This is a genomic window from Brevibacillus sp. SKDU10 (assembly GCF_001645205.1).
Lineage (GTDB): Bacteria > Bacillota > Bacilli > Brevibacillales > Brevibacillaceae > Brevibacillus_B > Brevibacillus_B halotolerans.
Genome location: NZ_LSSO01000175.1, coordinates 41,114 through 65,126, shown reverse-complemented (window position 1 = coordinate 65,126; position 24,013 = coordinate 41,114). Strand labels below are relative to the sequence as shown.

Here is a 24,013-nt window from a genome sequence, read left to right as displayed (position 1 = left end):
ATATTTTACCAACCGTATTGTTTTTTCTACAAAATAGAAAAAAATTGAAACGCTCAACAAAATTTGTTCAAAAAAAAAACGCTTATCAATAGCGCTTTAATTTAATGCCCAGGATCATCTCTGTATGTTTTTATGTTATTAATCTGCAAAGAAGAAAACCCATGTTTTGTAGGAATGATTTCCATAGAATGCAGAGAAAAACTTGCAATTGCAAAAATTATAAATGCTGATGAAATGAACTTTTTCATAACTCTACCCCCTGATTATTTCTGGTGATAAATGTATTATACACGTGGTTGATTTTTCCTAACAGTTCCAATGTCATTACTTTTTTATATGAGCAATGGTAGGAAAAAATTCCATCTGTACATTTAGCGATATCTTCGAACGCACTGATTTTTCCATAATAATTAATACTCTGTAGAAAAGCCTCCATTCCTTCATCGAAAAGTCCACGTTTAATAAGATAATTACCTTTTAGTTTAAAATATTGCCCTAGTTCTGACGCTTGATAAGGAGTTATTTCTTGAAATGTTAGCTTTTTTTCTTCTGATTCAATAATTTTTCCAATTGAATCAAGATCATTAATTCTGAATAAAGCTTCTAAAAGTTCATTTATTCTGTGAAGTAAGTTGCTTTTTGTTGCCTCATTCAAACATTGCCTAAGTAATGGTATAGCTTCAATTACTTTTCCTGTTCGAGAAAGGATGATCGCGAGGAAAAATTTTTTGCGTTCTATAATAAATTTGTAACCCGTTTTTTCAAATAAGATAAGATGATCTTCCAAAGTAGCATAATCGCCTAAATTCATAAATGAATTACATACAGCTAATGCTACACGTTCTCTTAATCCGCTCATTGTTGTATCCTCTTCAAATCCAATTTGAGCTATTTTAATGCAATCACTGTATTTTTTTATATTATGTGCATGTAGTGCCGTTCTATAGTAAAGAGTAATTCTTTCTTCTTGGGAAAGAAAATCAACATAATGTAAACTTTCTTCGCCAACTTTAAATGATTCCTCTAAATGTTTTAAATCTTCTCTCTCGATCATATACTTTCGATATAACCCTTTAGCTATGTATAGAGATATCCCGTATGTCCTAGCGTACTTAATAATGGTATTGTAAAGTGATAGTCTCACTTCATTGTCTTTAAGAGGAGCTGTTAGGTTATACAACTCTTCTAATAAGGTGTACGTATCTTTCTTTGGGTTCTCAAGGAATTTTTTAGCTACTTTTGAAAGTAATGAAGTATTTGCAATTTCAATAGCTTCCGCTAAAAATTCCTCTAAGACATCCACTACAGCGGCGGAAGATACATTCGTTCTTTCACAAATCATAAATAGAGTACAGAGTAGAAACCTAGATGATCAGAAAACCGTACTAAGGTTACTAGACGTCTTGCTCGTTTGGAAAGACAAATAACGACTATTTCCTGCGGGCTATCTTACAATCCGATCTAGGGAGTGTCAAGGGGGAGTCTGAATACGTAGATTTTTGATAGACAATGTCAATATTTTATACAGACCCAAGGGTGTTTTTCTTTGACTCGTGGCTTGGGAAGACGAAGGTTTAGTTTCAGAACATGCAGGGAGTAAGGCAAGGAAGGTTTTAATAACAAGAGAGGAATATGAAGCAAGAACAGTAAAGTCAATAAGTTGATGATGAATACAGTGTGCACAAATGTTGAAAAATTACTAGGCTCCCTCCTCTCTTTGATTTACAAATGTTGGTGTGTGGTGCTTTTTCTATTTTTTATATAGCAACAATTCGCAACAAATGAGCACTCCATAAAGGGTGCTTATTTCTTTTGACCGAATATAGAGAACTCAGATATGATCACCATTGATTGAAAAGTAAATGGATCAACTAAATTCGGTGCTCTCTTGTATTATTACATTATTGTCCATACTTGATCGAAGGAACTTGTCGTCTTTATAGCGAAATAGGTATAGTGCTTAAGACATATTCATGCTCTTGTATATGCGAAAACAGATAAATGTATCTTATCAGTACTTGAGGAGGAGAAGAATGGAGTCTAATTTTACATTCTTAGACAGTAACTTTCCTGTACTTGCTCAAATAGGCGCAACCGCTGAAGAATATCTTTATTCGGATCCTAATTCATGCTTGATCAAGTTAGGATTAATGGGCGAAACGATCGTCAACCTCATGATGCAGCTCGATGGCATTCAATCTCCAAGCTACGACAACACGCATGCAAATCGGATTAAGCTATTGAAGGGTCAAGGACTGCTACCACGCGAAATTGATGATATCTTATACAGCTTGCGTATGGCTCGGAATAAAGCCGTGCATGCGAATTACGATTCGCTAGAACAGTGTAAAGTTCTTATGGGTATGGCCCACGAGTTAAACATTTGGTTTATGCAAACGTATGGGGACTGGCAGTATAAACCAGAGCGGTTTGCTTTGCCTCTTGAAAAGTCTCAAGCTAAGGTTGATTACGAAGCGATCCTTCGTGAGAAAGAAGCTAAGATTGAAGAGCTGACGAAGCTTGCTGAACAAGCTAAAGTAGCCCAAACGATGACGATTGAGGAACGTACCTCAAGAGGAAGTCGCGCAGCCCAGCAGCTTCAACTTTCCGAGGCGCAGACGAGGTACATTATCGACGAGCAGCTACGCAAGGTTGGATGGGAAGCAGATACGGTTCATTTGCGATATTCGAAAGGCACTCGACCACAAAAAGGCCGTAACCTTGCAATTGCTGAATGGCCGACACGCAATTCCAGCGGTAAATCTGGTTTTGCCGATTACGCTTTATTCGTTGGGCTTCAAATAGTCGGCATTATTGAAGCGAAGCGTCAGTACACCGATATTCCATCCGTAATCGATAACCAGTGCAAGGAATATGCACAATCCGTAAGTGAAGAACATGCCGCTTATCAGGTGGGTAATTGGAGTCAGTATAAAGTACCATTTGTATTTGCAACCAACGGTCGGAAGTATTTGAAGCAGCTTGAGACTAAATCAGGGATCTGGTTCCTCGATGTGCGTAAACAATCGAATATCTCCAAAGCCCTTCAAGGCTGGATGAGTCCCGATGGTATTATGGAGTTGCTGAACAAAGATACGGATACAGCCGATCAAGCCTTGGGTGCAACACCATACGATTTGCTGCGTGACCCAGATGGCCTCAACCTTCGCGAATACCAGATTGAAGCGATTGAATCCGCAGAACAAGCCATTATCAATGGACAGGACAAAGTACTGCTTTCGATGGCTACGGGAACAGGTAAGACGCGAACGATTTTGGGAATGTTGTATCGTTTCTTGAAATCTGGCCGTTTCCAACGCATCTTGTTCCTTGTTGACCGTACCTCGCTTGGAGAACAGGCACAGGATGTGTTCAAGGAAGTCAAAATCGAAGAGCTCATGACATTAGATAACATCTACAACATCAAGGAGCTCAGCGACAAAGACATCGATAGAGAGACCAAGGTGCATGTCGCCACCGTACAGAGCTTGGTCAAACGTGTACTCTATAATGAGGGAGAAATCATTCCTGCTGTCTCCGACTATGACCTTATTATTGTAGATGAAGCGCACCGCGGCTATATTTTAGACAAGGAAATGAGCGACGATGAGCTGCTATACCGTAATCAGGAAGATTACATGAGTAAGTATAGTGCGGTCATCGACTACTTTAATGCGGTCAAAATTGGCTTAACGGCTACGCCAGCCATTCAAACGACGCGGATTTTTGGACAGCCCGTTTTTAATTACACCTATCGTCGTGCAGTAGTCGAAGGCTACCTTGTTGATCATGATGCACCGCATACGATTGTCACCAAGCTAAGCAAAGATGGAATCACCTACCAGAAAGGTGAAGTCGTCCCGATTTACGATCCTGTAACGGGAGAAATTACAAATAGTGGCGAGCTGGATGATGAGTTAAAATTCGATGTGGAGAAGTTTAATCGTCAGGTCATTACAGAGAACTTCAATCGCACCGTATTGACCGAGATTGCTCAGGATATTAATCCAGAAGGCGACGCGAAGACACTCATTTTTGCAGTTGATGATAGCCATGCCGATGTTATCGTGAAGCTGCTTAAAGAGATTTATGAGCCATACGGTGTAGACAACGATGCTGTCATGAAGATCACAGGTAGCATCGGCGGCGGTAATCCTAAGAAAGTCCAGGAAGCGATCAAACGTTTCAAAAATGAGCGTTACCCTAATCTCGTCGTGACAGTCGATCTCTTAACGACAGGCATTGATGTGCCTAAGATTGCTAATCTAGTCTTTATGCGACGGGTCAAGTCACGTATCCTCTTTGAACAGATGATGGGTCGTGCAACACGTCTCTGCCCAGAAATCGGCAAGACACACTTTGAGATTTACGATCCTGTGGGCGTGTATGAATCCCTTGAGGATGTTAATACGATGAAGCATGTGGTGAACCAGCCTACCTCATCTTTTGACGATTTGCTGGGTGGACTTGAAGTTCTGCCGACTGAGAAACAGCTGCAAAATCAAATTGATCTCATAGTTGCCAAGATGCAGCGTAAGAAGCGGAGCATGACAAAAGATGCCATGGCTCATTTCCGAGATATTGCACAAGGAGACACGCCAGACCAGTTCATCGAGAAAGTCAAACACATGTCAGTTGAGCAAGCCAAAGCCTATGTACTCGCTCATCGGAAAGTGTTCGATATCATGAATGAAGGTGGCAGCAGTAAGCCAAGATCTGTGGTGATTTCGGATAAAGAGGATGAGCTCGTTTCTCATGAACGCGGCTATGGCAAAGGCTTAAAACCGAAAGATTACTTGGATGAGTTCAAGGCATTTATTACGAACAACATGAATAAAATCGCAGCGCTCCAAGTCGTTTGTTCAAGGCCAAGCGATCTTACTCGTGAAAGCTTGAAGAGCTTGCGTTTGGAGTTAGATCGAGAAGGATTTACAGAGCAACAGCTGAATACCGCTTGGAAGCAGCTGTCCAATGAGGACATCACAGCTGACATTATTAGCTTTATTCGTAAAGAAGCGCTGGGATCTGCATTAATCAGCCGAGAAGAGCGCATGAAGCATGCGATTGCGAAGCTCAAGGGGAAGCATTCTTTTAATAAAATGGAGCTGGATTGGCTTCAGCGTATCGAAACGGTATTGTTACACGAGCCGATTCTGGACCGTGATCTATTTAACACGGGTGCATTTAAGAATCAAGGTGGATATAATCGCATCAATAAGATTTTCCGCGAAAAGCTTGATACCATTATTACAGACTTGAATCAGTATTTATTTGAAGATGGGGGACAATCAGCGTGAACAACCAAGAGATCGTATCTAAATTATGGAACTTATGTAATGTTCTCCGAGATGACGGCATTACGTATCATCAATATGTAACGGAGCTTACCTATATCCTGTTTTTAAAGATGGCAAAAGAAACTGAGACGGAAGAGCAAATTCCAGAGCAATACCGTTGGGATCAACTGCTTAAGCCAAAGGGCATTGAACTTAAGAAATTTTATAAGGAGCTGCTTAACCACTTAGGCGAGGATACCAAAGGTCGAGTACGTGAGATTTATGCAGGTGCTTCCTCGAATATCGATGAGCCCAAGAACCTGGAGAAGCTCATTACTTCAATTGATGCGCTCGATTGGTATTCTGCTAAAGAAGAAGGGCTAGGAAACCTGTACGAAGGCTTGCTTGAGAAGAATGCGAATGAGAAAAAGTCTGGAGCAGGGCAGTACTTTACCCCTCGCGTCTTAATCGACGTTATGACGAAGCTTGTAGCTCCACAGCCAGGCGAACGGTGCAATGACCCAGCTTGCGGTACATTCGGTTTTATGATCGCCGCAGACCGCTATGTAAAGGATCAGACAGATGATCTGTTTGCTCTATCACCAGAATTGCAGGAGTTCCAGCGAAAAGATGCTTTCTCAGGCTCTGAACTTGTACATGAAACCCATCGGTTGGCCTTGATGAACGCTATGCTGCATGATATTGAAGGGCCAATTAAGCTTTGCGATACGCTGTCCAACCAAGGGAAGTCGATGAAAGATTTCGATGTGGTACTCACGAATCCGCCGTTCGGAACGAAAAGAGGCGGCGAACGTGCGACACGTGACGATCTTACTTACCTGACTTCGAATAAGCAGTTAAACTTCTTGCAACATATCTATCGTAGCTTGAAAGCAAACAATGAAGCACGTGCAGCTGTCGTCCTCCCAGATAACGTATTATTTGCGGAAGGTGATGGTGCCTCCATCCGTAACGACTTGATGGACAAGTGTAATTTGCATACGATTTTGCGTCTGCCTACTGGTATCTTCTACGCACAGGGTGTGAAAACCAATGTACTTTTCTTTACGCGCGGCAAGTCCGATAAGGACAATACTAAAGAGGTCTGGTTCTATGATTTACGTACCAACATGCCTTCATTCGGCAAAACAAATCCGCTCAAGGCAGAGCATTTTGATGCATTTATCGCGGCATATACTGCGGAAGATCGTCGAAAGGTGCAGGATGAACGTTGGAATGTATTCACTCGTGAGCAAATTCATGAGAAGAGTAACAGTCTTGGCATTGGGCTTATTCGTGATGATAGCGTCCTGGACTATGATGACCTCCCAGACCCGATTGAGAGTGGTGAAGAAGTCGTAGCGCAGCTTGAAGAAGCCGTTGACTTGATCTTGAGCGTTGTGAAGGAACTGAAGTCATTGGAGGTTAGTCGCTAATGGCTAGAGGGATGAAGCAGAGTTTATCTACTGAACAAATATTAGAACAGGTGTGGGTAGCTGAGGATGAGCAGCCATATGAAGTTCCAGCGAATTGGATTTGGGTACAATTGGGACAAGTTTCAACGTTCTTAAATGGTAGAGCGTATAAACAAGATGAATTATTGGAACAAGGTAAAACACCTGTATTACGTGTAGGAAATTTATTCACAAATAATTCATGGTATTATTCCGATTTAGACTTAGATGAAAATAAATATTGTGATAATAATGACCTGTTATTTGCTTGGTCTGCTTCGTTTGGCCCATTTATATGGAAAGGTCAAAAAGTAATATATCATTATCATATATGGAAGGTTATACCATCTCGTTTAACCTGTAGAGATTATTTATACTACTGGTTAACGGCAGAAACAGATAGAATCAAAATTTCTGGTCATGGTTCAGGATTGCAACACATTACTAAGCGAAAGATGGAACTGAGTGCTATTCCCCTCCCACCTTTGACAGAGCAACAACGTATCGTTGACCGAATTGAAGGCCTGTTTGCTAATCTTGATCAGGCAAAGGAACTGGCACAAAATGCTTTAGATAGCTTTGAAACACGTAAAGCTGCTATTCTACACAAAGCGTTTACAGGGGAGCTCACTGCGAAGTGGCGTGAAGAGCATGGCGTGAGTATGGATAGTTGGGTAGACAAGGAATTAGGTGATGTATGTACTTCGTTACAGTATGGTACATCAAAGAAGTCTTCCAATGAAGGCAAAGTGGTAGTTATACGTATGGGCAATCTTCAGGATGGAGAGATTGATTGGAATAAACTCGCCTATTCAAACGATGAAGAAGATATAGGTAAGTATTTACTTCAGCCTGGAGATGTGCTTTTTAACAGAACGAACAGTCCAGAGTTAGTAGGGAAAACATCGATCTATAGGGGGGAATACCCTGCTATATTTGCTGGTTACATTATAAGGCTAAAATACGACAACCAGATCAATGGCGAATATCTGAACTATGTTATGAACTCAGTTCGAGCAAAAGAATACTGTAATGCTGTGAAAAGCGATGGTGTCAATCAGTCGAATATTAATGCAAAAAAAATAGCAGCTTTTACTTTGCCTGTCCCATCACTTGAAGAGCAACAAGAGATAGTACGAATATTAAATAGACTATTTGACAGTGAAAAGTATGCTAATGGAATTATAGATGTTATTGATAAAATAGAACAAATGAAAAAAGCAATCCTTGCTCGTGCTTTTCGTGGTGAACTGGGAACGAATGATCCAAGCGAGGAAAATGCACTGGAATTGTTAAAAACAGTAGTCGTGACCCAGTAATTCTTGATGAAGGAGTATGGGGTTAATCGAGTTTACTACGGGCGATCCTTCAGGTGACATTAATATGTGCCTACGACTGTAGAGCGAATGTATTTGTGCCGCAGCAGAATCTTGTGATAACAATTATGATCACGAACCTTAGATTATCATCGGAAATTCAAGGTAACATCAAAACAGAACGAAGTCCGAAAACCCGCACTACAGCAGGCTTTCGGACACTTTGGTGCATTGCAGGACACTGCACATACCACACTGTCAGTGTAGGAGTCTGAAGATCAACCCAATAACTTAAACAATGGAACATCCATCTGTGGAGTCCCCCTGATTAATAATGGACATAGCGTATTTGTTTATCATGACTGGGGACACAGATTGAGTCATAAAACATCGTTGTAGGGCGCATCACTACTGGCTTTGGAGGGCCTTTTGTTGGTGACAAATTTGGTGCCAAGTCCTAGTTTTCCTTGGTGCCATTTTGGTGACACCCGCTAAACTAGGTTCAACCTATCGTTTTGGTTATTTTGCAAAATGGCTCTACAATGCGGTTTGTACGAAACGTATGGTTGTACCATCACGGACTGAATGAGCGGATTTTACGACTCCCACTGTTGACAGGGTGGGGGTCGCTGGTTCGAACCCAGTCCGGATCACCATAACAGAAACGTTAAAAGCCTTGATTATCAAGGCTTTTTTTGATGTAACAGGGTTGTTTAATTTACTAGTACAGGCTCTAAAAAATACTAACTTGGGGATAGATTGGGGACGAAACTTTTTTGTCCTCTTTTTGTTGTCTAAAATTTGAGTTATTTCTTCGGTAAAATATATATGGAAAGTATTATATTTTTAAAGGATTTTCTCACTAAAGGCATTTTCATCTCTGTAGAAAGACACATGCCGGATATCCCATCTCAGGGATTGGCTGTTTTACTTAAGTGATAGGTATAATTTAAGCAGAGGAATAACCCGGTGCCTTGGGATAAAAAATGCCTGGAATTTTAAAATAGCTCTCTTATTAAATAAACCTATGTTTATTTAATCGTTATTTCCTTTGCCCAAAGAAAAGACGCCCTTTTATTTAGGAGCGTCTTTTTACGTTTATAAAGTGAAAGCTTGAGCTCTTTAAAAATTCCATTTGAATGTAGTAGTGATGCACTTATAGTACGATGATTTGCAATTGCTTCATTCATTAGATTTTTTGAAAAAATATATTGTTATCTAATGTTATGTATTATATTCTATAAATGTAATAAAATGTAAAATATAGGAGGGCATGAATATGAAAAAAAGAGCTTTCAAAGGCTTGGTAGCCGTAATGATGGTATTCGCATTAGTTCCTTCTGTACAAGCAGCGCCTAGTAAATCAGTTGAGGCTGTTCAACAACAAAAAGTGCATCCATTCGAAAATTATTTGTTTAATTTTTGGCATAATGGCTTAGAAGCTAACAGCTATTGGAGAGATGCACCAATAAGGGCGACTGTTGGTTCTACATTATGTGGGACGCTCAATGTTAATCAAACTCCATCCGATCCTCAAAGAAGTGGCTCTTTTAACACATCTGTTAATATAATAGGGGACAATGGACAAATTTATTTTTTTGATGGGATATATTCAATGGGAACTACTTCAAAACAATTTTGTCTACAACCTGGAACATACACTGTAAAGTATATAAATAATGCAGGTTTTCCAATCAATCTTCTTGGATATTTTACCTATTGAGAATCTGAGCTTTTGGCTCTGTAGACACCTCAAAAAGTGATTCAAATGATGAGGAAAGTCCTCTTTTGAGGGCTTTTTCTCAACTTCTTGAAGGCTTGGGGCTAGCTGTTTTATTGAATCTTCCGAATGACAGGGTTAACGACTATGTTCAACGTATTCAACAATAGCTCCATCAAGATGCTGGACAGTCATGTTTTTTCCTGTTGGCACCTGTTTAGGCTTTCGAATGAATGGAAAACCGTTTTCTTTAAAATATGCTGCAAATTCATCCAGAGAATCTATAACCAAGGTCGCTATTGTAGCTTTAAAAGGAGCAAGGGCTTTCTCCGATCCGGAAAGTAATAAAAAATTCCCTACTGAAGCAATTTCCAAATTCATTTCAGGATATGTAAATAAGATGAGGCAGCGAAGAAATTGTTATTGTGCATGCTCGGGCGTTCAGATAAGAATGAAAATGGAATGAGCAGTGGGGTCAGAAATTTTTTGCCAAGAAATAGACAAGCAGTGTGTAATAATGATACAAGAGGGATTAGAATTTTGTCCGTCGTGCAATGGACTGGGAGAGACGGGCAAAGAGAGACATGACCAAGACGTAAGATTTGAGATTGATTGTTTTTTGAGGAGGAAGGAAGAGTGAAGGCAATTACGATACATCAACCATGGGCTACGCTTATTACCCTAGGAGAAAAGGAATTCGAGACCCGGGGCTGGCGCACGAAATATCGAGGAGAATTAGCAATCCATGCTGGCAAGAAGGTGGATAAGGACGCATGTAAGCAGGAGCCATTTCGATCTGTTTTAGCCAAATATGGATTAACCGCGGATGACCTGCCGACTGGAGCTATTGTTGCGACATGCCTGATTACAGAGTGCTTGCAAGTGAAAGCACATTCTGGCTTTTATGCCTTAGCTGGAGATTCAAACCACCGGATAGAGGGAAATGAATACGCTTTTGGATGGTATGAACTAGGGCGATTCGCTTGGAAATTGACGAATGTAAAGCAGATAGAACGAATCTCAGTGAGAGGAAGACAAGGATTGTGGAATTGGAATGAATAAAAAAGCTTCCTTCTAATACATGTTCTTTAGCGGTAAGAAGATGTAAAGACAGCTATTCAGCAGCAATCCCTGAATCTGGATCAGGTGATGAAGACTACATATTTTAAGTGAAAAATCCAACCGCTTACATGAGGGGAAAATGGAGTTTTACTTTTTATCATAATGGATGAAAACAAACAAGAAAGCTCTCTTTACATGTAAGAGAGCTTTTTCTATATGACTACTGATCATACTTAATATTTCTGGAATAACTCTTGTTGCCCCACCAGTACCATTCATCCTCAAACAACTGTTGATCGACAGGATCACCGTTTGCAACCGTTTGACTGAAAACCTCGTTTGCATAAGCATAGAAAAGATTTTTCTTATTCGTTAGAGCCGCTCCACCTATGTTTGCCTTCTTATTTTTCACATCATAGGTAACATATAAGGCTCGATTATAGTTCCCTTTGGCAAAAGTGCTTGCTGCATCTGAAGTAGCTTTATGATCCATATGATCCCCAGGATTATAATTACTATCGTTATCTGCCACATTTACCCAAGGATGCTTTGCTCCGACTACATTTGTTTCATAGTCCATGATTTCCTTTAACGTATGGGTAAAGTCTGACCAGCTAGTGTATGTGGTTGATTTATCCACTGCTGTTATTGATTGATTGCTGTCTCGTAGCTTACTTAATGATTCGTTATTATATTCTTTAGACCCAGACCCATCCATTCCATCTGGTAATCGTAAAAAGTAGCTTACGGAATTGCCGGATGTATAGCGGACGATAGGATGATCATTAAATTGGGCGATATCTATTGTTAATGGAGTTGGCTTAAGTGCTTTTCTAATAGATGCGACTGCCCCGCGTTCCCGGGCTTCCCACCAACCTTTTACAGAACCAGCGTCACCTGCTGTAGTATAAATAAATACTACTTTGGTTTGTGGGGCATGCAAATCGTTATAAGCATATTCACCGCGGAATAACTGCCAGTCATCAGGATGAGCTTGTAAATAGAAGGATATCGATTTGTAATCAGAGGCTGCAAAGGAAGCCTGATGCGGTAATGCCGTGCAAATAAGAGCGAACAAAAAGAAAACTTTTAAAATGAGCTTTGACTTAACAAATCTTTTAGAATCCCACATAGCAATTCCCCTCCTAGCTAGCGCTTAGTAAAACGATGTAATTTTTTACCAATAATTTACTTTCATAATATCACTACTTATTTCATAGGACAACAATTATTTATATCTATACTCGTAACTTCGTTCGGAAGAAACACTTGGATTGATACGTACAGGTCTAAATTTTTTGAGTTTAGGCCTATTGAGATTTTCAGTATATGGTATTTTTTTATATTGTAGTGTCACAAATCGACGGCCTCAGGGTTTATACATTGTGAGAGGAGGCAAACAAGTGGACAAAGTAGAGCTAGAGAATCTGATCGTAGAGATCAAAAACGGTTCTCTTGATAAATTCGAAATCATCATTGATCATTTTCAACAGCCCATTTTTACCTACTGCTATCATATGCTTGGTCACAAACAGGAAGCAGAAGATGCTGTTCAGGATGTTTTGTTCAGGGCATATAAGAATTTGGATCGGTATACATACTCCTTGTCCTTTTCTGCATGGCTGTACAAAATCGCCTATAACTATTGTGCGAAGCAATTGAGGCGTAGGAAGTTAAATCGCTTGCTACCTTTTTTCTACAACAGGGATCAGGAAGGTCGCAACTATGTGGAGGAAGAGATTGATCATCATTACCTTGGCGAACCGTTATCCAGCATCTGGAGAAGGCTATCGACGGAAGAGCGAACCCTTCTGATTCTAAGGGTGTTGGAGGAAAAGGATTATAAGGAGATTGCAGAATTGATGAACAAGAATCCTGCAACCCTACGCAAGCAATTTGAGCGGGCTTTGAAGAAATGCAAGCATTACTTTGTCAAAAAAGGAGGGATGCTCGATGAAGGACAGAGAACCATATGAGCAAATACAGGAACTGCTTACATCGCAGCCAGTCCCCAAAATTGATGTTAAAAAGAAGCTAATGAAGGCGATATATGCAGATCAAAGACAGGAGGAAAAGAAAGTGAAAAAGAAATTAGGCCTATTGTTGACTGTAGGATTGCTGGTAGGGGCATCATCCGTGTGGGCGGGCATCCAGACGATTGAGCTGAAAAACGATAAGGGTGAAGTAGTGTCCCAAGTCACAAAACGAAGTGAATATCAGCAAGAACAAATGATGAAAAATTTGCAACCAGAGGTTAAGGAAAAACTCCAAAATAGATCTGAAGAGTTATATAGGCAGCTTGATATTGGCAACGAGATTCTCACAAAAGTGAAACCTGGATCGGCAGTTGCCATCTATTGGCCTATTACAGAACTTCAAAAGCAAAACGAGTTGAACCCACGTCCTTTTATTGACGTAAAGTCCAAACCATTCACCTTTACAACGTGGAAGAACATGGAACAAAAAGTAGGGAATCTGTTCAAGCTACCCTCCGAGCTAGGTAATGGTTTTCTTTTCACAAAGGGGGAAGCAGTCTATGACCCGAGCGATAAATATGATCAAGCATGGATGAAAGCAGAACAAGAGAAAACGAAAAAAGAATATATCGTTCAAGAAATTCCGATAACAGATAAGCTTCATGATGCAGAGGCGGAGTACAAAGGGGAAAAAGGAAGCGTATATGTACAGGTAAATATTAGAAAAGAAGGGAAATCCAGCAGAGGAACTTTTGCCAATACCTTGGAAAAAGTAAAGGTGGAGGATAATGAAGCGGTTTACTCCGTCTTTTCCTCGAAAAATGGGGACAGCAGTCACAGCTTACAGTGGGTAAAAAATGGAACAAAGGTGGAATACTCTCTTAGAGCCAAGATGAATCTAGTTACGAAAGAAGAGTTATTCACAATGGCAAAACAGGTGAATCAGGCGAAGTAATAAGAGCAAGGCTCATCATCAAGCCTACGTCAGAGGGACTTGCTTATCGTGTAGACATTGCAACAATAGAAAAGCAGAAGAAAGGGCGAAACTTGTCGTTTCGTCTTTTTTCTTTACATTTTGTAAGCAAAAAATGTCGTAGGATGAAGGAATATGTAGATGGAACGAGAACTTCTATTCAATAGGCTGAATTTACCAGCCATAATGAATCAAATAGAGAGGAACGAGGTTCTTGTTTTTACGTGTATATACCATCTTGATAGCTGTTTGTTTCCTGCTTTTACTAATGCCTCAATTGTCTGCTCAGGCGGCCACCCATGTGGAGGTAACTGTTGATAAACTAAATATTCGCAGTGCCCCAGGTACAACTAACCAGATAGTCGGAACCATCAACAGAGCTGCACGGCTACCGATCCTTACGCAGAAGAATGATTGGATACAGGTGAAGCTCGCCAACGGGAAACCAGGCTGGGTACTAAATAAATATGTTAAAAAGATTGAGATTCCGCAGGTGAAATATGTAAAGAGTAATGTAGATATGCTAAATGTTCGGGCTGAGCCGAATGCAACTGCCCAAATCTTGCAGATCATCGACCAAAACGGTGTATTTTTGCAAATGAAAAAACAAGGGGATTGGACTCAGATCAAGCTGTCTAATAATGTTAGCGGCTGGGTAAATGCACGTTTCTTGACGGAAACGGCTGCACCAGCGCCCAAACCGATTCCTGATCCAGCCCCTAATCCAATAGCTGTTTCAGCTCCAGTCTCATCCTTAGCACCTTCTGAACCGGTTGTTCCTTCACAGCCTTCTGTTACAGAGGTGGGACAAGTAGTAGGGACAATTGTGTTATCGGAAAGCTATAATGTCTATGCTGAGCCAAATGGTCTAAGTACAGTCATTGGTCAGCTACCTGTCAATACAACAATCAACCATTATGGATATGAAAATGATTGGTACAAGATCAGCTTCAACGGCACAGACGCATTTATTTTTAAACCAGCTTCTCAGGAGATGGCGGTTCAGGTACAGCTAACTGATATACCGGGGGCGCCTACTCCTAGTACAGGACAGGCTGCTGAAGCAATGATACGTGTAAGAAATCCCGATACTAATCTGCGATCTGGGCCTGGAACCAATTACGCGGTCGTCGGAAATGTTCAGCCAGGGCAAGTCTACCCGGTTGTCCAGAACGAAGGAGACTGGTATGTCATTCGATTGGCAGACAACTCGACCGCCTATATTGCTAGCTGGATAGTAGATCTCGTCCAGCCAGGCACGAATCAGCCAGTAAATGTACCTAATACCTCTGGAATAGAGTATAACACTGGCATGGTCGGAAATGAAAAAGTCTATATCTATCACACGCATAACCGCGAGTCGTGGCGAAATGTCGCCAGAAACACAAGCGGTAGCTCAGTAGATGATCCCGAAATCAATATCACATTGGTCGGAAAACGGCTAGGTGAGCTGTTGCAAGCACAAGGGATTCAAGCGATGGTGAATCAGGATGACTTTGCCAAAAAGCTGGCGGAGCAAAAGAAAAGCTATTCGCTTTCCTATGCGGAATCATACAAAGCAGTAAGCGCAGCGGCAGCAATGAATCCAAACCTACAATATATTTTTGACATTCATCGGGACAGTAACGAGCCTCGCAGTAAGGTAGCCTTGACCTTACATGACAAGTCGTATTCACGAATTTTGTTTGTCATTGGCACAGCTCACCCGAACTATTTGCAAAACAAGAAGCTCGCGGAAAATCTGCATGCCCGTTTGGAAGCCGCGTATCCCGGCTTATCCCGGGGAATTATCCTGAAAGGGAAGAACCAAGGGAATGGCGTGTATAATCAGTCTATCTCCGAGGGAAGCCTGTTGCTTGAATTTGGCGGCACTAACAATACATTGGAGGAATGCTACAATACGGCAGAAGCATTTGCCAATGTGCTTGTCAATTATATGTTTGAATCGCAAATTGCAGTAAAGTAAAAGAATAATGCTTACAGGGCAATGGGTAAAGAAGCATGTTTTATGAGATATGTTCCGATCAGCGGTATGATATACCGGAAGTAAGGGACTGTATCCTGTGAAAAGTTATTCATTGTCTCGTAGGTATAAGAGAAATCACAAGAAAAAATCCTCCATAGTGAGGATTTTTTCATTTTTTGTTCCCTGTTGCCAAAAAATTTTTAAAAAGGTGTGACACGAACCGCAGCTCATGGATCAATATAGGTGAGCGGACAGAGGAGTAACGCCATGGAATTGGAATTGCATGAAACCAACGAAGCCATCATGGAAAGAATTATGAACGAATATGGAAGGAGAGTCGTACATCTTGTTTATTTAATTGTAAAAAATCGGACATCTGCTGAGGATATTGCGCAGGAGGTATTCGTAAAAGTATATCGTCACCTGCCTTCTTTTCGAGGGGAATCAAGTATTCAAACATGGATTTATCGAATCGCCATAAACGAAGCCAAGAAGCATGTCCGATCCTGGTACGTTAGAAACATCTTCCCATCTTTGTTTGGAGAATATCTGCATACACAAAAAGAGCAGGATGAGACAGAGCCATTGGTTATGAAGCAAGTGGAACGGAAGGAATTCGTACAGCTCGTACTGAAATTGCCGCTCTCCTACCGTCAAGTCATCATTCTTCATTATTATCAGGACTTATCCATTGAGGAAGTAGCTCATGTTCTGGAAACCTCTCAAGGTGCAGTGCGAAACAAGCTTTACCGGGGACGAAAAAAACTAAAACAAATGCTTGAGCGGGAGGGATTGTCATGGACATCGATCAAGAATTAAAGGAATTTCAATATAGTGATAAAGGTCCGATCCTTTCCGAGCTAACATTTACCCATGAAATGAAAAATCATGTACGGGAGAAAATGATCATGACATCAAAACCAAAGCGCAGAATCTGGTACTGGACGACCTCCATTGCTGGATTCTTGATTATCCTGCTGGCAATAACGGGAATGCCTAGTGCGGACACCATAAAAAATCTGTTTCCCACACTTACCAATACTCCGCGTATCAGTGCCTTTGTGGCATACGGTGATGAAGAGCTGAAAGCCTTTCATGAAAAAGGGTTGACTGTTCCTTATCATGTAAGCAAAACCGATCAAGGAGTGACCGTCACAATAACCGATTTATTCTTTGACGGACACCTATTGGCCATTGGGTATCTGGTTCAAATGCCGCCGGAGAAAGATCTCAATAGGGATTTGTTTTCTGATTATCTTGCTGATTTTAAGGAACTTACTTTGAATGGAAATGGAGAATCTTTTTTAAACGGTGGAAGTAAAGACGTAACACGAATCGGGGATCATTTGTATGCAGGGATTAACTCTGCTTATTTAAAAGAAGGGGTACCAAATGATTTTAAACTCCACGCACAGATAGAACGAGTGGGTTTAGTAGGAGGAAGCGGAAAATGGCAGTGGGATCTTGAATTTAAAATGCCCGATTCTCTAAAAGCCTTGCAACGAACAGTTCCTCCACATTTTGAAAAGGATCGGAACGGACTCCAGTTCAAAGCTGAAAACATTAGGAGAAATGCGACAGGAACCACCTTACAACTTAAAGTGAAGGGTCCTAAAGAGAAGCTGGAAAATCTTCTACTCAGGTTCTATGATCAATATATGACTGAACTATCATTTTCTTCGAATTATGGTTACTTAAATGAGAATACCTTAGAACACTTACTTTCATTATCTTACCTAAATGGAGAAGATCCATTTATTTACATGGATCCCCGTGTGTTAGCAAAGAAAGATCCAGAGCTGGAGAAGTCAAAAACTAACAAAAATCCTCCAAAGGATGCAGAGATTGATCTATCACAACCATTACCGTATGTACTATCCGAACAACAAGGAGACTTTATTCTAAAAAAGGTGGATTTCCTTTCCACAAAAACGGTTATACATTATGAGGTTAAAAATCCCTTCAATCAAAAACCTTTATTAACAATAAAAGATGAAAAGGAGAACGAATACAAAAGTTTACCAGAAAAAGATGCAAAAAGAGAGTTTACTGACTCCTATTCGTTCATAGAAGAATTTCCACCCTTTCCATCTCCAAAAAACTTGAAGCTAGTCGTTCCTACAGATGTTATGAACAAAGAAGAGCAAAAGATTCGTGAACAGAATTTAATCAAGATTCCTTTACTTTAAATGATACCAGGCATGGTGAATAGTGATTGTCATTCTGATTGGAGCAGTACAGCTTGCTGGAAGAACCGGAGAGAAATTCCAGCAGTATCCTCTTTTAATAACCACTTATGTTTTATAGATTTGAAGCGAGAAAAAAGTCCTGAGGCTAAAAGGCTGTCAGGACTTTTTTGCATGTTTATATACGTGAAATGAAACATTCAGTACATAAAAAAGGGGAGGTTTTCCAGATAATAAACATCCCGTCCCACTTCTAATAATTGTGGAACGGGATATCTTTATGTTAATTTTTATTCTTATAGAGTCATTACCTTAGGTAGTCGACAGAAATTTTAAGTTAATTTACATAAACATCATGTATTCTTTCAAGATTTCCATTGTAATATTCATATAGGTATCCACGCGTAGCACTCTTTGAGGCATACAAATACCATGTTGAGCCAACTTTCGAAACCGCTAAACCATCACCACTAACCGTATAAGAAGTTGCTGGTGAAGAATACAATGCTGTCTTTCCGCCTCCAGTTACATCAACATTTGGTTGAACCTTTAATACTTGAGAATTTGTTTCTTTTGCAGTGTTCTCAGTGGCTGCAAAAGTAGGAACAGCTAAAGCACCAGTAAGAACCGCGAAAGTAGATAAAGATGCTAACAGTTTCTTCACAACAAATCACCTCAAAATTTATTTGGTAATATTTACCATATTCTTATGTTAGCACCCCGAGTCCTGTGTGTAAACTGTTTTGGTAATTTTTGTAATAATCAATTTATTTCTTTAAACTAAAAATTAAAATACCAGTCATTTGATCCATCGGGTAGTTCCAGCGATGGCTGAATTTGGCTTCGATTTGACGGGAGCTTCTTTCAAATCGAATCCCATCTATAGCAATCTACTGGAAGAAGCAGAATACGTAGCAAAGTGGAAAAAGGAGAGATTGAGGTTATAACTGAAAATGGATTTCTTGGTAATTTTTATCTAAGGACTCCTGAGCAAACATCAAGTTAGGAAAGAACTTACGGAGCAAGAGTTAGAAGAAAGAGCGGTGACTTATCTACAGACATACTTTTAACTGTTATATGGGGTAAAGGGAGGTCAAAAGGTGATAAAAGCAGAGATTTAAGGCCTAGACGAATTAAATTTTCTAGTCATGGTTTGTCTTCCAACGACAGGAGCGAAGCCTTGGCAAATCTTTCCCATCTGCAAGGCTTCGCTCTCCTATTAAAAAATTCTATACATCTAGGTAAAAACTTGTTATCAAAACTGCTTCGACGAAAAACATATGTAGCATATAAGCAGTGAATCCACAAAAAGCCTACTTATACTTACTTTCCAACATTCATACCTAGCTTAGCAATTATTTGGGTTAAGCGGATCTGTGCATTCATAAATAATGCTGATGTTAGCAGCCGGGGACGCAGCAAATACAGAAGTAGAAACTGAAAGAAGCATAAGCGCAGTAAGTCCCATTACCAACCACTTTTTCATATAATCACAAATTTTTCTGAATAATATGATAATAATGCAGCATAAAAAGTTCAACTTCGGTAGTTTAATAAATTGCTTACTTATATAAGGATTTAATCTAGTAATTGATCAAGGCATTAGTCTAGAAGTAGCTAAATGATATTGAAAAAGGAAAGAGCTAAAAAGAGCGAGAGATATAGAACTGCATGATCTCTCATACTAAGTGGGACAAGGCACTTTTTGATCGAAAAACTACACAGTAAATTCGCAACACAAATCTATTTTGATCAGGACCTTGTTCAAAATGGATTTTTTATTGTCCAATACTAATGGAAATGTAAAAACAATTTGATATTTATTGTTTCTGTATTACAATGATAATGTAAAAGGTTTTTGATATTTGAAATAAGAGTCATAGGAAATATGAATCTCGATAACAAGAAAAGCTATAGTGGTACTTTCCTGAGAAAAATGCAGAGGAAAAAAAGCGCAATAATCCTAGCGGTTGTATAAGTGTTGAAGGAATTTATTACACGCTTGGGTTATTTCCTTTTATGAGGAGGAAAAAATATGAGAAAAAGATGAAATGGAAAAATCTCATAATGAGAAATCAGCAAGAAATACCTTTATGTTTTATACGGTAGCTTTATTAATTTGGTCTTTATATGATCTTGTTAAGACTGGAAGTGCTGGAATTCAATTTACAATTTTACTTATTGGTACGGCAATATTTTATTGGACAAGAGTGTACTTACATCGTAAAGTTCAAGAGTAGAACAGGTCTTTATTGCGAATATCCTTTCAATATTTAAGTTTATCGTTTGACCGTGAGGATGCTGTAGCATCTTACGGTCATTTTTGTTAGAGCTACAAGAGAAATCTTCACGGAAAGGAGTTAAGATGCGGCTACTTATGATAGGTAGTGATTAAATAAGGAAATATTTACTTTAAATGTAAAAATTTATATAATACAAATTGTAAGCTATGTATTAGGAATAATGGGATACTATATATTTCTTTTCAGAGCTTACACATACATTGGTAAAGGGGTAGTTAGCGTGAGTAGAGCACTATTATGCAAAGCTTTTATAGCAGCGGTATTAACAATTCCACTTGCATCTTCTGTACAAGCAGCACCAGTAGAGCCTGTGAAGCAAGTAAAGCAACAAGATTTGAGATATATCGGATGGTTTAAATTTGAGAAACTCACGAGTATTGTAGGGTTGGAGGACTATTTAAAATTTTCAGTCGGTCCTGGTCAAACAGTCAGAATTGTACTCAACCAAACGAATCATTCTTCAATCGAGCCACTTGTTGAGTATAGATTTTACGAAATAAACGCCCAGGTTTCACCTGACAAGATTTTTGAGATATCCGGTAATGGAAGTCATCAACGGTCTATTACTTTGCAACCTGGTACGTATAGCATCGCAGCTAGATTGCATTCTCTTGACCCTTCTCGAAATCCAGTTGATATCTCAGGATCCATTTATTTTGAATAATTAAATAAATATGAATAGAAACAAGTCTAACATTCTGCTGTAGGTGCTAGACTTGTTTCTTGTTTTATTTTATCTTATTTGACCTGACCTAGTGATAGCTTACTAGGATATGTGTAATTGCCAGCTAAACACTGTCTGATTAATTTATAAACTGACATGGTAGCTCTTTTTATTTTTTCGAAGCTGGGGAACCTGCCAATAGGTAACGATACGCCATACCCATTCCATCGGTCCCATTGTAAAGAAGTTCATCCAAATTACACTAAAGAAAATTTGAATGACATAGACAAGGACACAGAGGTACAAGGTTTGTATATAGGTAATCTGCCCAAATAAATGACATAGATGCCCAATAGCCAAAAGTATAAAGGTTTGGCCCAGATAGTTTGTTAATGCCATACGTCCATAAAGCTTCAGGGGATGAAGCAAAACTTGAGCGAATTTACTTTGCAGGGATAGGATAATGACACCGACATAGACACTGGATATAATTGGTCCAATCATAATGCCTATCTGTAAGAAATGATTTGCTTGTTCGATAGTAGGATCTCCTGTACCACCTAAAATCATAGGGGGAAAAGGGAGGGCAGGTACCTGTGCGTATTGATATAGAATGCCAGCTATGCTAATAAGCAACAAAAAACCTGTACCTATAGCGATTTGCTTCGTTTTTTCTGTAAGGCATTCAAAAAAGCGGTATTGACCGGCTGCCAAACCCAGTAGCATAAGTGGCAGTGTGATCAATGCTTTTATGGCAAAAAAACAGGAAATAGCTAATCCTATCAGCCCGATAACGATGTTTATCTGTTTCTTTACTTTGAAACATAATAATAAAATGAATCCGTAGATGGCATATTCTCTTAATACTTCTCCACCTAGAAACAGTCCATGAACATATCCAATAGCAAATAAGGCTAGAAGTCGTCGTAAAAATAAGAGATATCCATTGTTACCTTTGGCATTTGCCCTTGTCATAAATAGATAAAAGCCAACACCAAATAAAAATGAGAAGATGGTAAAAAATCTACCTTCTACAAATAAGAATAAAAATCGTTGGTAGGAAGCATCTTTCGTGTTTGCAATCGGATCGCCAATCGTAAGTACAGCAATAATGTTAATAAGTAAAATACCTACTAAAGCAAATCCACGTAAATAATCTAAAGTATCAATTCTCTTGTAGCTTTGCAGTTGCTTCATTTCTCTGTCTTTCTCCTTTGTACATAATGATCTCTTGTAGCGTACAAAAAATATGCAGTAGTTAGTATGACATTACCTAACAAAAAGCTTACAGTATTGTAAGATTCCTGAAAAATTACATACCAAGAGAAGCTCGAATCCACTGAATGAATGTGAGCTGAGTGGTAATCTGAAGGAGTAAAATGAATAATGAAAATTGTTGGGGAAAAATTATTATTATCTTCGGTATCAAACAAAGATTTGGACTTTATTTGCAGGATAGAATGCGATCAGAGCTTATGTGCAATTCCCAAAATAAACGTTCAATAGCGTTAATGGAGCGTATAGGAATGACAAAAGAGGCTGTTTTTAAAGAAGAGCTCTTTTGGCAAAATGAATGGGTTGATCAATACTTTTTTTCTGTTCTGGAAAAAGAATTTTTACAAATAAAAGGCTAAAAAAGATAGCCGGGAACAGATGTGCAATAGGATGGATAAAGCCCGCTCAGAGTAGAAAGAGCGGGCATAGATATGCTTTTGCAATTATTCTGCTTCATGTCTAACGATAAGAAAACATCCATTCAGCGACCATCTCGGCATTAGGCGGTGTAGAATATTCAAAGCCATAATATTTTCCATATTTCGGGCGGAGGGTGTCGGTGGCTTGTTTAGAGACAGCGTTTAACCAGGCTGGTAAGAAGGCAGCATGAGCACCTTTGTTAGGGTCAACAAAATCGCCAAATTTCTGGGTTTGTATAGCATCTCCTACGGCTTTTTTAAGATCTTTGATAAAGGCTAGATCAGAGTCAAAGTCTTTCTTTTCTCCAACGTTTCCATGTCCACCATTAACCCATTTCCATGGTAGCTTACGTGCATCTTGAAGATTTTGCTCATGGTAAAGGAAGGTATCTGAGCCTCCAAATCTCCAAAATGGAGGCTGATCTGGGTTTATTAAGTCAGGTGCGTGAAGCACACCCTCGTCCTTAAGCAGCCAAACCGAATGATCATCCGAATGACCTGCTCGCTGGAATCCATGTAATTGAACAGTTAGATCCTCGAATGTAAATGAACCCTTTGGCCAAGAGACGACCTCTGTCGGGCGAGGAAGCTTACTCTTTAAATAGACTTGTTTGTCGAATGTAGCCTTACTTGCAATAATGCCCGGTTTTACGCCTGATTTCTTTAATGCAGCAAGCATCTTAGAAGCATCACCTATGTGATCCGCATGGTTATGAGAATAAACAACGCTGGTAATAGGTAATTTGGTCACCTTGCGAACAGCAGCTAAGAGTTGATCTGTACGATCTTCTAATGGATCGAACAGTAATACCCCTTTTTTACCAACAAAGAAGGTTGTACTGTAAAAATTACTCTGAACCCAATACGTACGAGAAGTAAGACGCTGCAAGATATACTTATCATTTAAATTTCGATTATATAGCCGATTTATTTTCTCACCAGAATGCAGTACTTTTTTGGCAGATGGCTCTACATACCGTGCATTTACTGTTGACGGAGCTTCCTTGATAGCTGTAGCCACAGTAGCTCCATTGTTCATTTGGCGTACATTTGAGGAGTTATTCGCCGCCCCGTTGTTTTGAACTGTTTGGTTACGTCTTACATCCTGATTTGTACCTCCGATGTTAGCGCAAGCTGTTGCAAATAATGCGATACTAATTCCTATACTCATGATATGAAATTTGTTCATGGCGCACCTCCTGTGAGTAGTATAGCCACTAGAAATTTCTATTATGTAGAGGCAGAGATATGGGGCAGGGGAGTGCATGCAGGGTGTTATGTATGGATTTTTTATCGTTTAAGTAACTTTTTCAAATACTTGGAATAAGATAACCATGCATAAAGCGAATGAACAATGGTGCTGTCGATAAAAATCGGCGTGATTTTGCTTATGCCAAATAAAGAATGCCAGGCTTTATTTGTA

Annotated in this window: 20 protein-coding genes; 13 read left to right on the top strand and 7 right to left on the bottom strand. The window is 39.6% G+C overall.

Annotated elements, in window-relative coordinates; all coding sequences use genetic code 11:
* Positions 1 to 101: 101 nt before the first annotated feature.
* Positions 102 to 248 (bottom strand): hypothetical protein, encoded by a 147-nt coding sequence (locus AYJ08_RS23620; protein WP_156037951.1) that lies wholly within the window; start codon positions 246 to 248, stop codon positions 102 to 104.
* Positions 245 to 1,342 carry a hypothetical protein gene (locus AYJ08_RS16195; protein WP_064018585.1) on the bottom strand — a complete coding sequence of 366 codons (1,098 nt, stop codon included), beginning with the start codon at positions 1,340 to 1,342 and terminating at the stop codon, positions 245 to 247. Before AYJ08_RS16195 ends, AYJ08_RS23620 begins: the two co-directional genes overlap by 4 nt.
* 691 nt (positions 1,343 to 2,033) lie before the next feature.
* On the opposite strand from AYJ08_RS16195, the gene hsdR reads away from it, so the two are divergent.
* The 4 genes from hsdR (at position 2,034) to AYJ08_RS16175 (ending at position 9,769) form a co-directional block, all read left to right on the top strand.
* On the top strand, positions 2,034 to 5,297 hold the full coding sequence (gene hsdR / locus AYJ08_RS16190; RefSeq protein WP_064018584.1) for a type I restriction-modification system endonuclease: 3,264 nt from the start codon (positions 2,034 to 2,036) through the stop codon (positions 5,295 to 5,297).
* Complete coding sequence (locus AYJ08_RS16185; RefSeq protein WP_064018583.1) at positions 5,294 to 6,712, top strand: type I restriction-modification system subunit M; 1,419 nt, start codon at positions 5,294 to 5,296, stop codon at positions 6,710 to 6,712. The genes hsdR and AYJ08_RS16185 overlap by 4 nt, the downstream gene beginning before the upstream one ends.
* Positions 6,712 to 8,049: a restriction endonuclease subunit S gene (locus AYJ08_RS16180; RefSeq protein ID WP_064018582.1), complete on the top strand. Its 1,338-nt coding sequence runs from the start codon at positions 6,712 to 6,714 to the stop codon at positions 8,047 to 8,049. The genes AYJ08_RS16185 and AYJ08_RS16180 overlap by 1 nt, the downstream gene beginning before the upstream one ends.
* 1,276 nt (positions 8,050 to 9,325) lie before the next feature.
* Positions 9,326 to 9,769: a hypothetical protein gene (locus AYJ08_RS16175; protein ID WP_064018581.1), complete on the top strand. Its 444-nt coding sequence runs from the start codon at positions 9,326 to 9,328 to the stop codon at positions 9,767 to 9,769.
* Between the two features lie 135 nt (positions 9,770 to 9,904).
* Here the strand turns inward: AYJ08_RS16175 and AYJ08_RS16170 are convergent, their stop codons facing one another.
* A complete protein-coding gene (locus AYJ08_RS16170; RefSeq protein WP_157452878.1) occupies positions 9,905 to 10,147 on the bottom strand; it encodes a VOC family protein in 243 nt (80 codons plus the stop codon).
* A gap of 255 nt (positions 10,148 to 10,402) precedes the next feature.
* On the opposite strand from AYJ08_RS16170, the gene AYJ08_RS16165 reads away from it, so the two are divergent.
* The gene (locus tag AYJ08_RS16165; RefSeq protein ID WP_064018579.1) at positions 10,403 to 10,828 is read left to right on the top strand and encodes an ASCH domain-containing protein; all 426 of its coding nucleotides are present in this window, start codon (positions 10,403 to 10,405) and stop codon (positions 10,826 to 10,828) included.
* Between the two features lie 220 nt (positions 10,829 to 11,048).
* Here the strand turns inward: AYJ08_RS16165 and AYJ08_RS16160 are convergent, their stop codons facing one another.
* Complete coding sequence (locus tag AYJ08_RS16160) at positions 11,049 to 11,960, bottom strand: PIG-L family deacetylase (RefSeq protein ID WP_064018578.1); 912 nt, start codon at positions 11,958 to 11,960, stop codon at positions 11,049 to 11,051.
* 271 nt (positions 11,961 to 12,231) lie between these two features.
* Here AYJ08_RS16160 and AYJ08_RS16155 point away from each other — a divergent pair, with 271 nt between their 5' ends.
* The 5 genes from AYJ08_RS16155 (at position 12,232) to AYJ08_RS16135 (ending at position 17,932) form a co-directional block, all read left to right on the top strand.
* Positions 12,232 to 12,804, top strand: a complete 573-nt coding sequence (locus tag AYJ08_RS16155; RefSeq protein ID WP_064018577.1) for an RNA polymerase sigma factor — start codon at positions 12,232 to 12,234, stop codon at positions 12,802 to 12,804.
* Positions 12,782 to 13,759 (top strand): hypothetical protein, encoded by a 978-nt coding sequence (locus AYJ08_RS16150; protein ID WP_064018576.1) that lies wholly within the window; start codon positions 12,782 to 12,784, stop codon positions 13,757 to 13,759. The genes AYJ08_RS16155 and AYJ08_RS16150 overlap by 23 nt, the downstream gene beginning before the upstream one ends.
* A 232-nt stretch (positions 13,760 to 13,991) precedes the next feature.
* A complete protein-coding gene (spoIIP, locus tag AYJ08_RS16145; protein WP_064018575.1) occupies positions 13,992 to 15,743 on the top strand; it encodes a stage II sporulation protein P in 1,752 nt (583 codons plus the stop codon).
* A gap of 267 nt (positions 15,744 to 16,010) precedes the next feature.
* Entirely contained in the window at positions 16,011 to 16,562 is a 552-nt protein-coding gene (locus AYJ08_RS16140) for a sigma-70 family RNA polymerase sigma factor (protein WP_064018574.1), read from the top strand.
* Complete coding sequence (locus AYJ08_RS16135; RefSeq protein WP_064018573.1) at positions 16,541 to 17,932, top strand: DUF4179 domain-containing protein; 1,392 nt, start codon at positions 16,541 to 16,543, stop codon at positions 17,930 to 17,932. The genes AYJ08_RS16140 and AYJ08_RS16135 overlap by 22 nt, the downstream gene beginning before the upstream one ends.
* Before the next feature lie 334 nt (positions 17,933 to 18,266).
* Here AYJ08_RS16135 and AYJ08_RS16130 read toward each other — a convergent pair whose 3' ends face one another.
* Positions 18,267 to 18,593: a hypothetical protein gene (locus AYJ08_RS16130; protein WP_064018572.1), complete on the bottom strand. Its 327-nt coding sequence runs from the start codon at positions 18,591 to 18,593 to the stop codon at positions 18,267 to 18,269.
* Between the two features lie 1,387 nt (positions 18,594 to 19,980).
* On the opposite strand from AYJ08_RS16130, the gene AYJ08_RS24540 reads away from it, so the two are divergent.
* Positions 19,981 to 20,169: a hypothetical protein gene (locus tag AYJ08_RS24540; RefSeq protein ID WP_064018571.1), complete on the top strand. Its 189-nt coding sequence runs from the start codon at positions 19,981 to 19,983 to the stop codon at positions 20,167 to 20,169.
* Positions 20,170 to 20,452: 283 nt separating this feature from the next.
* Positions 20,453 to 20,896 (top strand): hypothetical protein, encoded by a 444-nt coding sequence (locus tag AYJ08_RS16120; RefSeq protein ID WP_064018570.1) that lies wholly within the window; start codon positions 20,453 to 20,455, stop codon positions 20,894 to 20,896.
* A 144-nt stretch (positions 20,897 to 21,040) separates the two neighbouring features.
* On the opposite strand, the gene AYJ08_RS16115 is transcribed toward AYJ08_RS16120, so the two are convergent.
* Positions 21,041 to 22,093 carry a DUF418 domain-containing protein gene (locus AYJ08_RS16115; protein ID WP_064018569.1) on the bottom strand — a complete coding sequence of 351 codons (1,053 nt, stop codon included), beginning with the start codon at positions 22,091 to 22,093 and terminating at the stop codon, positions 21,041 to 21,043.
* Positions 22,094 to 22,275: 182 nt separating this feature from the next.
* Between AYJ08_RS16115 and AYJ08_RS24055 the strand changes: the two genes are divergently transcribed.
* Positions 22,276 to 22,530: a GNAT family N-acetyltransferase gene (locus AYJ08_RS24055; protein WP_064018568.1), complete on the top strand. Its 255-nt coding sequence runs from the start codon at positions 22,276 to 22,278 to the stop codon at positions 22,528 to 22,530.
* A gap of 100 nt (positions 22,531 to 22,630) precedes the next feature.
* Here the strand turns inward: AYJ08_RS24055 and AYJ08_RS16105 are convergent, their stop codons facing one another.
* A complete protein-coding gene (locus tag AYJ08_RS16105; RefSeq protein ID WP_064018567.1) occupies positions 22,631 to 23,779 on the bottom strand; it encodes an MBL fold metallo-hydrolase in 1,149 nt (382 codons plus the stop codon).
* Positions 23,780 to 24,013: the final 234 nt, after the last annotated feature.

Bases quoted from the DNA above. Each gene is read 5' to 3' on its own strand.
- AYJ08_RS23620 (WP_156037951.1), bottom strand. From the start codon at position 248: ATGAAAAAGTTCATTTCATCAGCATTTATAATTTTTGCAATTGCAAGT.
- AYJ08_RS16195 (WP_064018585.1), bottom strand. From the start codon at position 1,342: ATGATTTGTGAAAGAACGAATGTATCTTCCGCCGCTGTAGTGGATGTC.
- hsdR (WP_064018584.1), top strand. From the start codon at position 2,034: ATGGAGTCTAATTTTACATTCTTAGACAGTAACTTTCCTGTACTTGCT.
- AYJ08_RS16180 (WP_064018582.1), top strand. From the start codon at position 6,712: ATGGCTAGAGGGATGAAGCAGAGTTTATCTACTGAACAAATATTAGAA.
- AYJ08_RS16175 (WP_064018581.1), top strand. From the start codon at position 9,326: ATGAAAAAAAGAGCTTTCAAAGGCTTGGTAGCCGTAATGATGGTATTC.
- AYJ08_RS16170 (WP_157452878.1), bottom strand. From the start codon at position 10,147: ATGAATTTGGAAATTGCTTCAGTAGGGAATTTTTTATTACTTTCCGGA.
- AYJ08_RS16160 (WP_064018578.1), bottom strand. From the start codon at position 11,960: ATGTGGGATTCTAAAAGATTTGTTAAGTCAAAGCTCATTTTAAAAGTT.
- AYJ08_RS16150 (WP_064018576.1), top strand. From the start codon at position 12,782: ATGAAGGACAGAGAACCATATGAGCAAATACAGGAACTGCTTACATCG.
- AYJ08_RS16140 (WP_064018574.1), top strand. From the start codon at position 16,011: ATGGAATTGGAATTGCATGAAACCAACGAAGCCATCATGGAAAGAATT.
- AYJ08_RS16135 (WP_064018573.1), top strand. From the start codon at position 16,541: ATGGACATCGATCAAGAATTAAAGGAATTTCAATATAGTGATAAAGGT.
- AYJ08_RS24540 (WP_064018571.1), top strand. From the start codon at position 19,981: ATGGAAAAATCTCATAATGAGAAATCAGCAAGAAATACCTTTATGTTT.
- AYJ08_RS16115 (WP_064018569.1), bottom strand. From the start codon at position 22,093: ATGAAGCAACTGCAAAGCTACAAGAGAATTGATACTTTAGATTATTTA.
- AYJ08_RS24055 (WP_064018568.1), top strand. From the start codon at position 22,276: ATGAATAATGAAAATTGTTGGGGAAAAATTATTATTATCTTCGGTATC.
- AYJ08_RS16105 (WP_064018567.1), bottom strand. From the start codon at position 23,779: ATGAACAAATTTCATATCATGAGTATAGGAATTAGTATCGCATTATTT.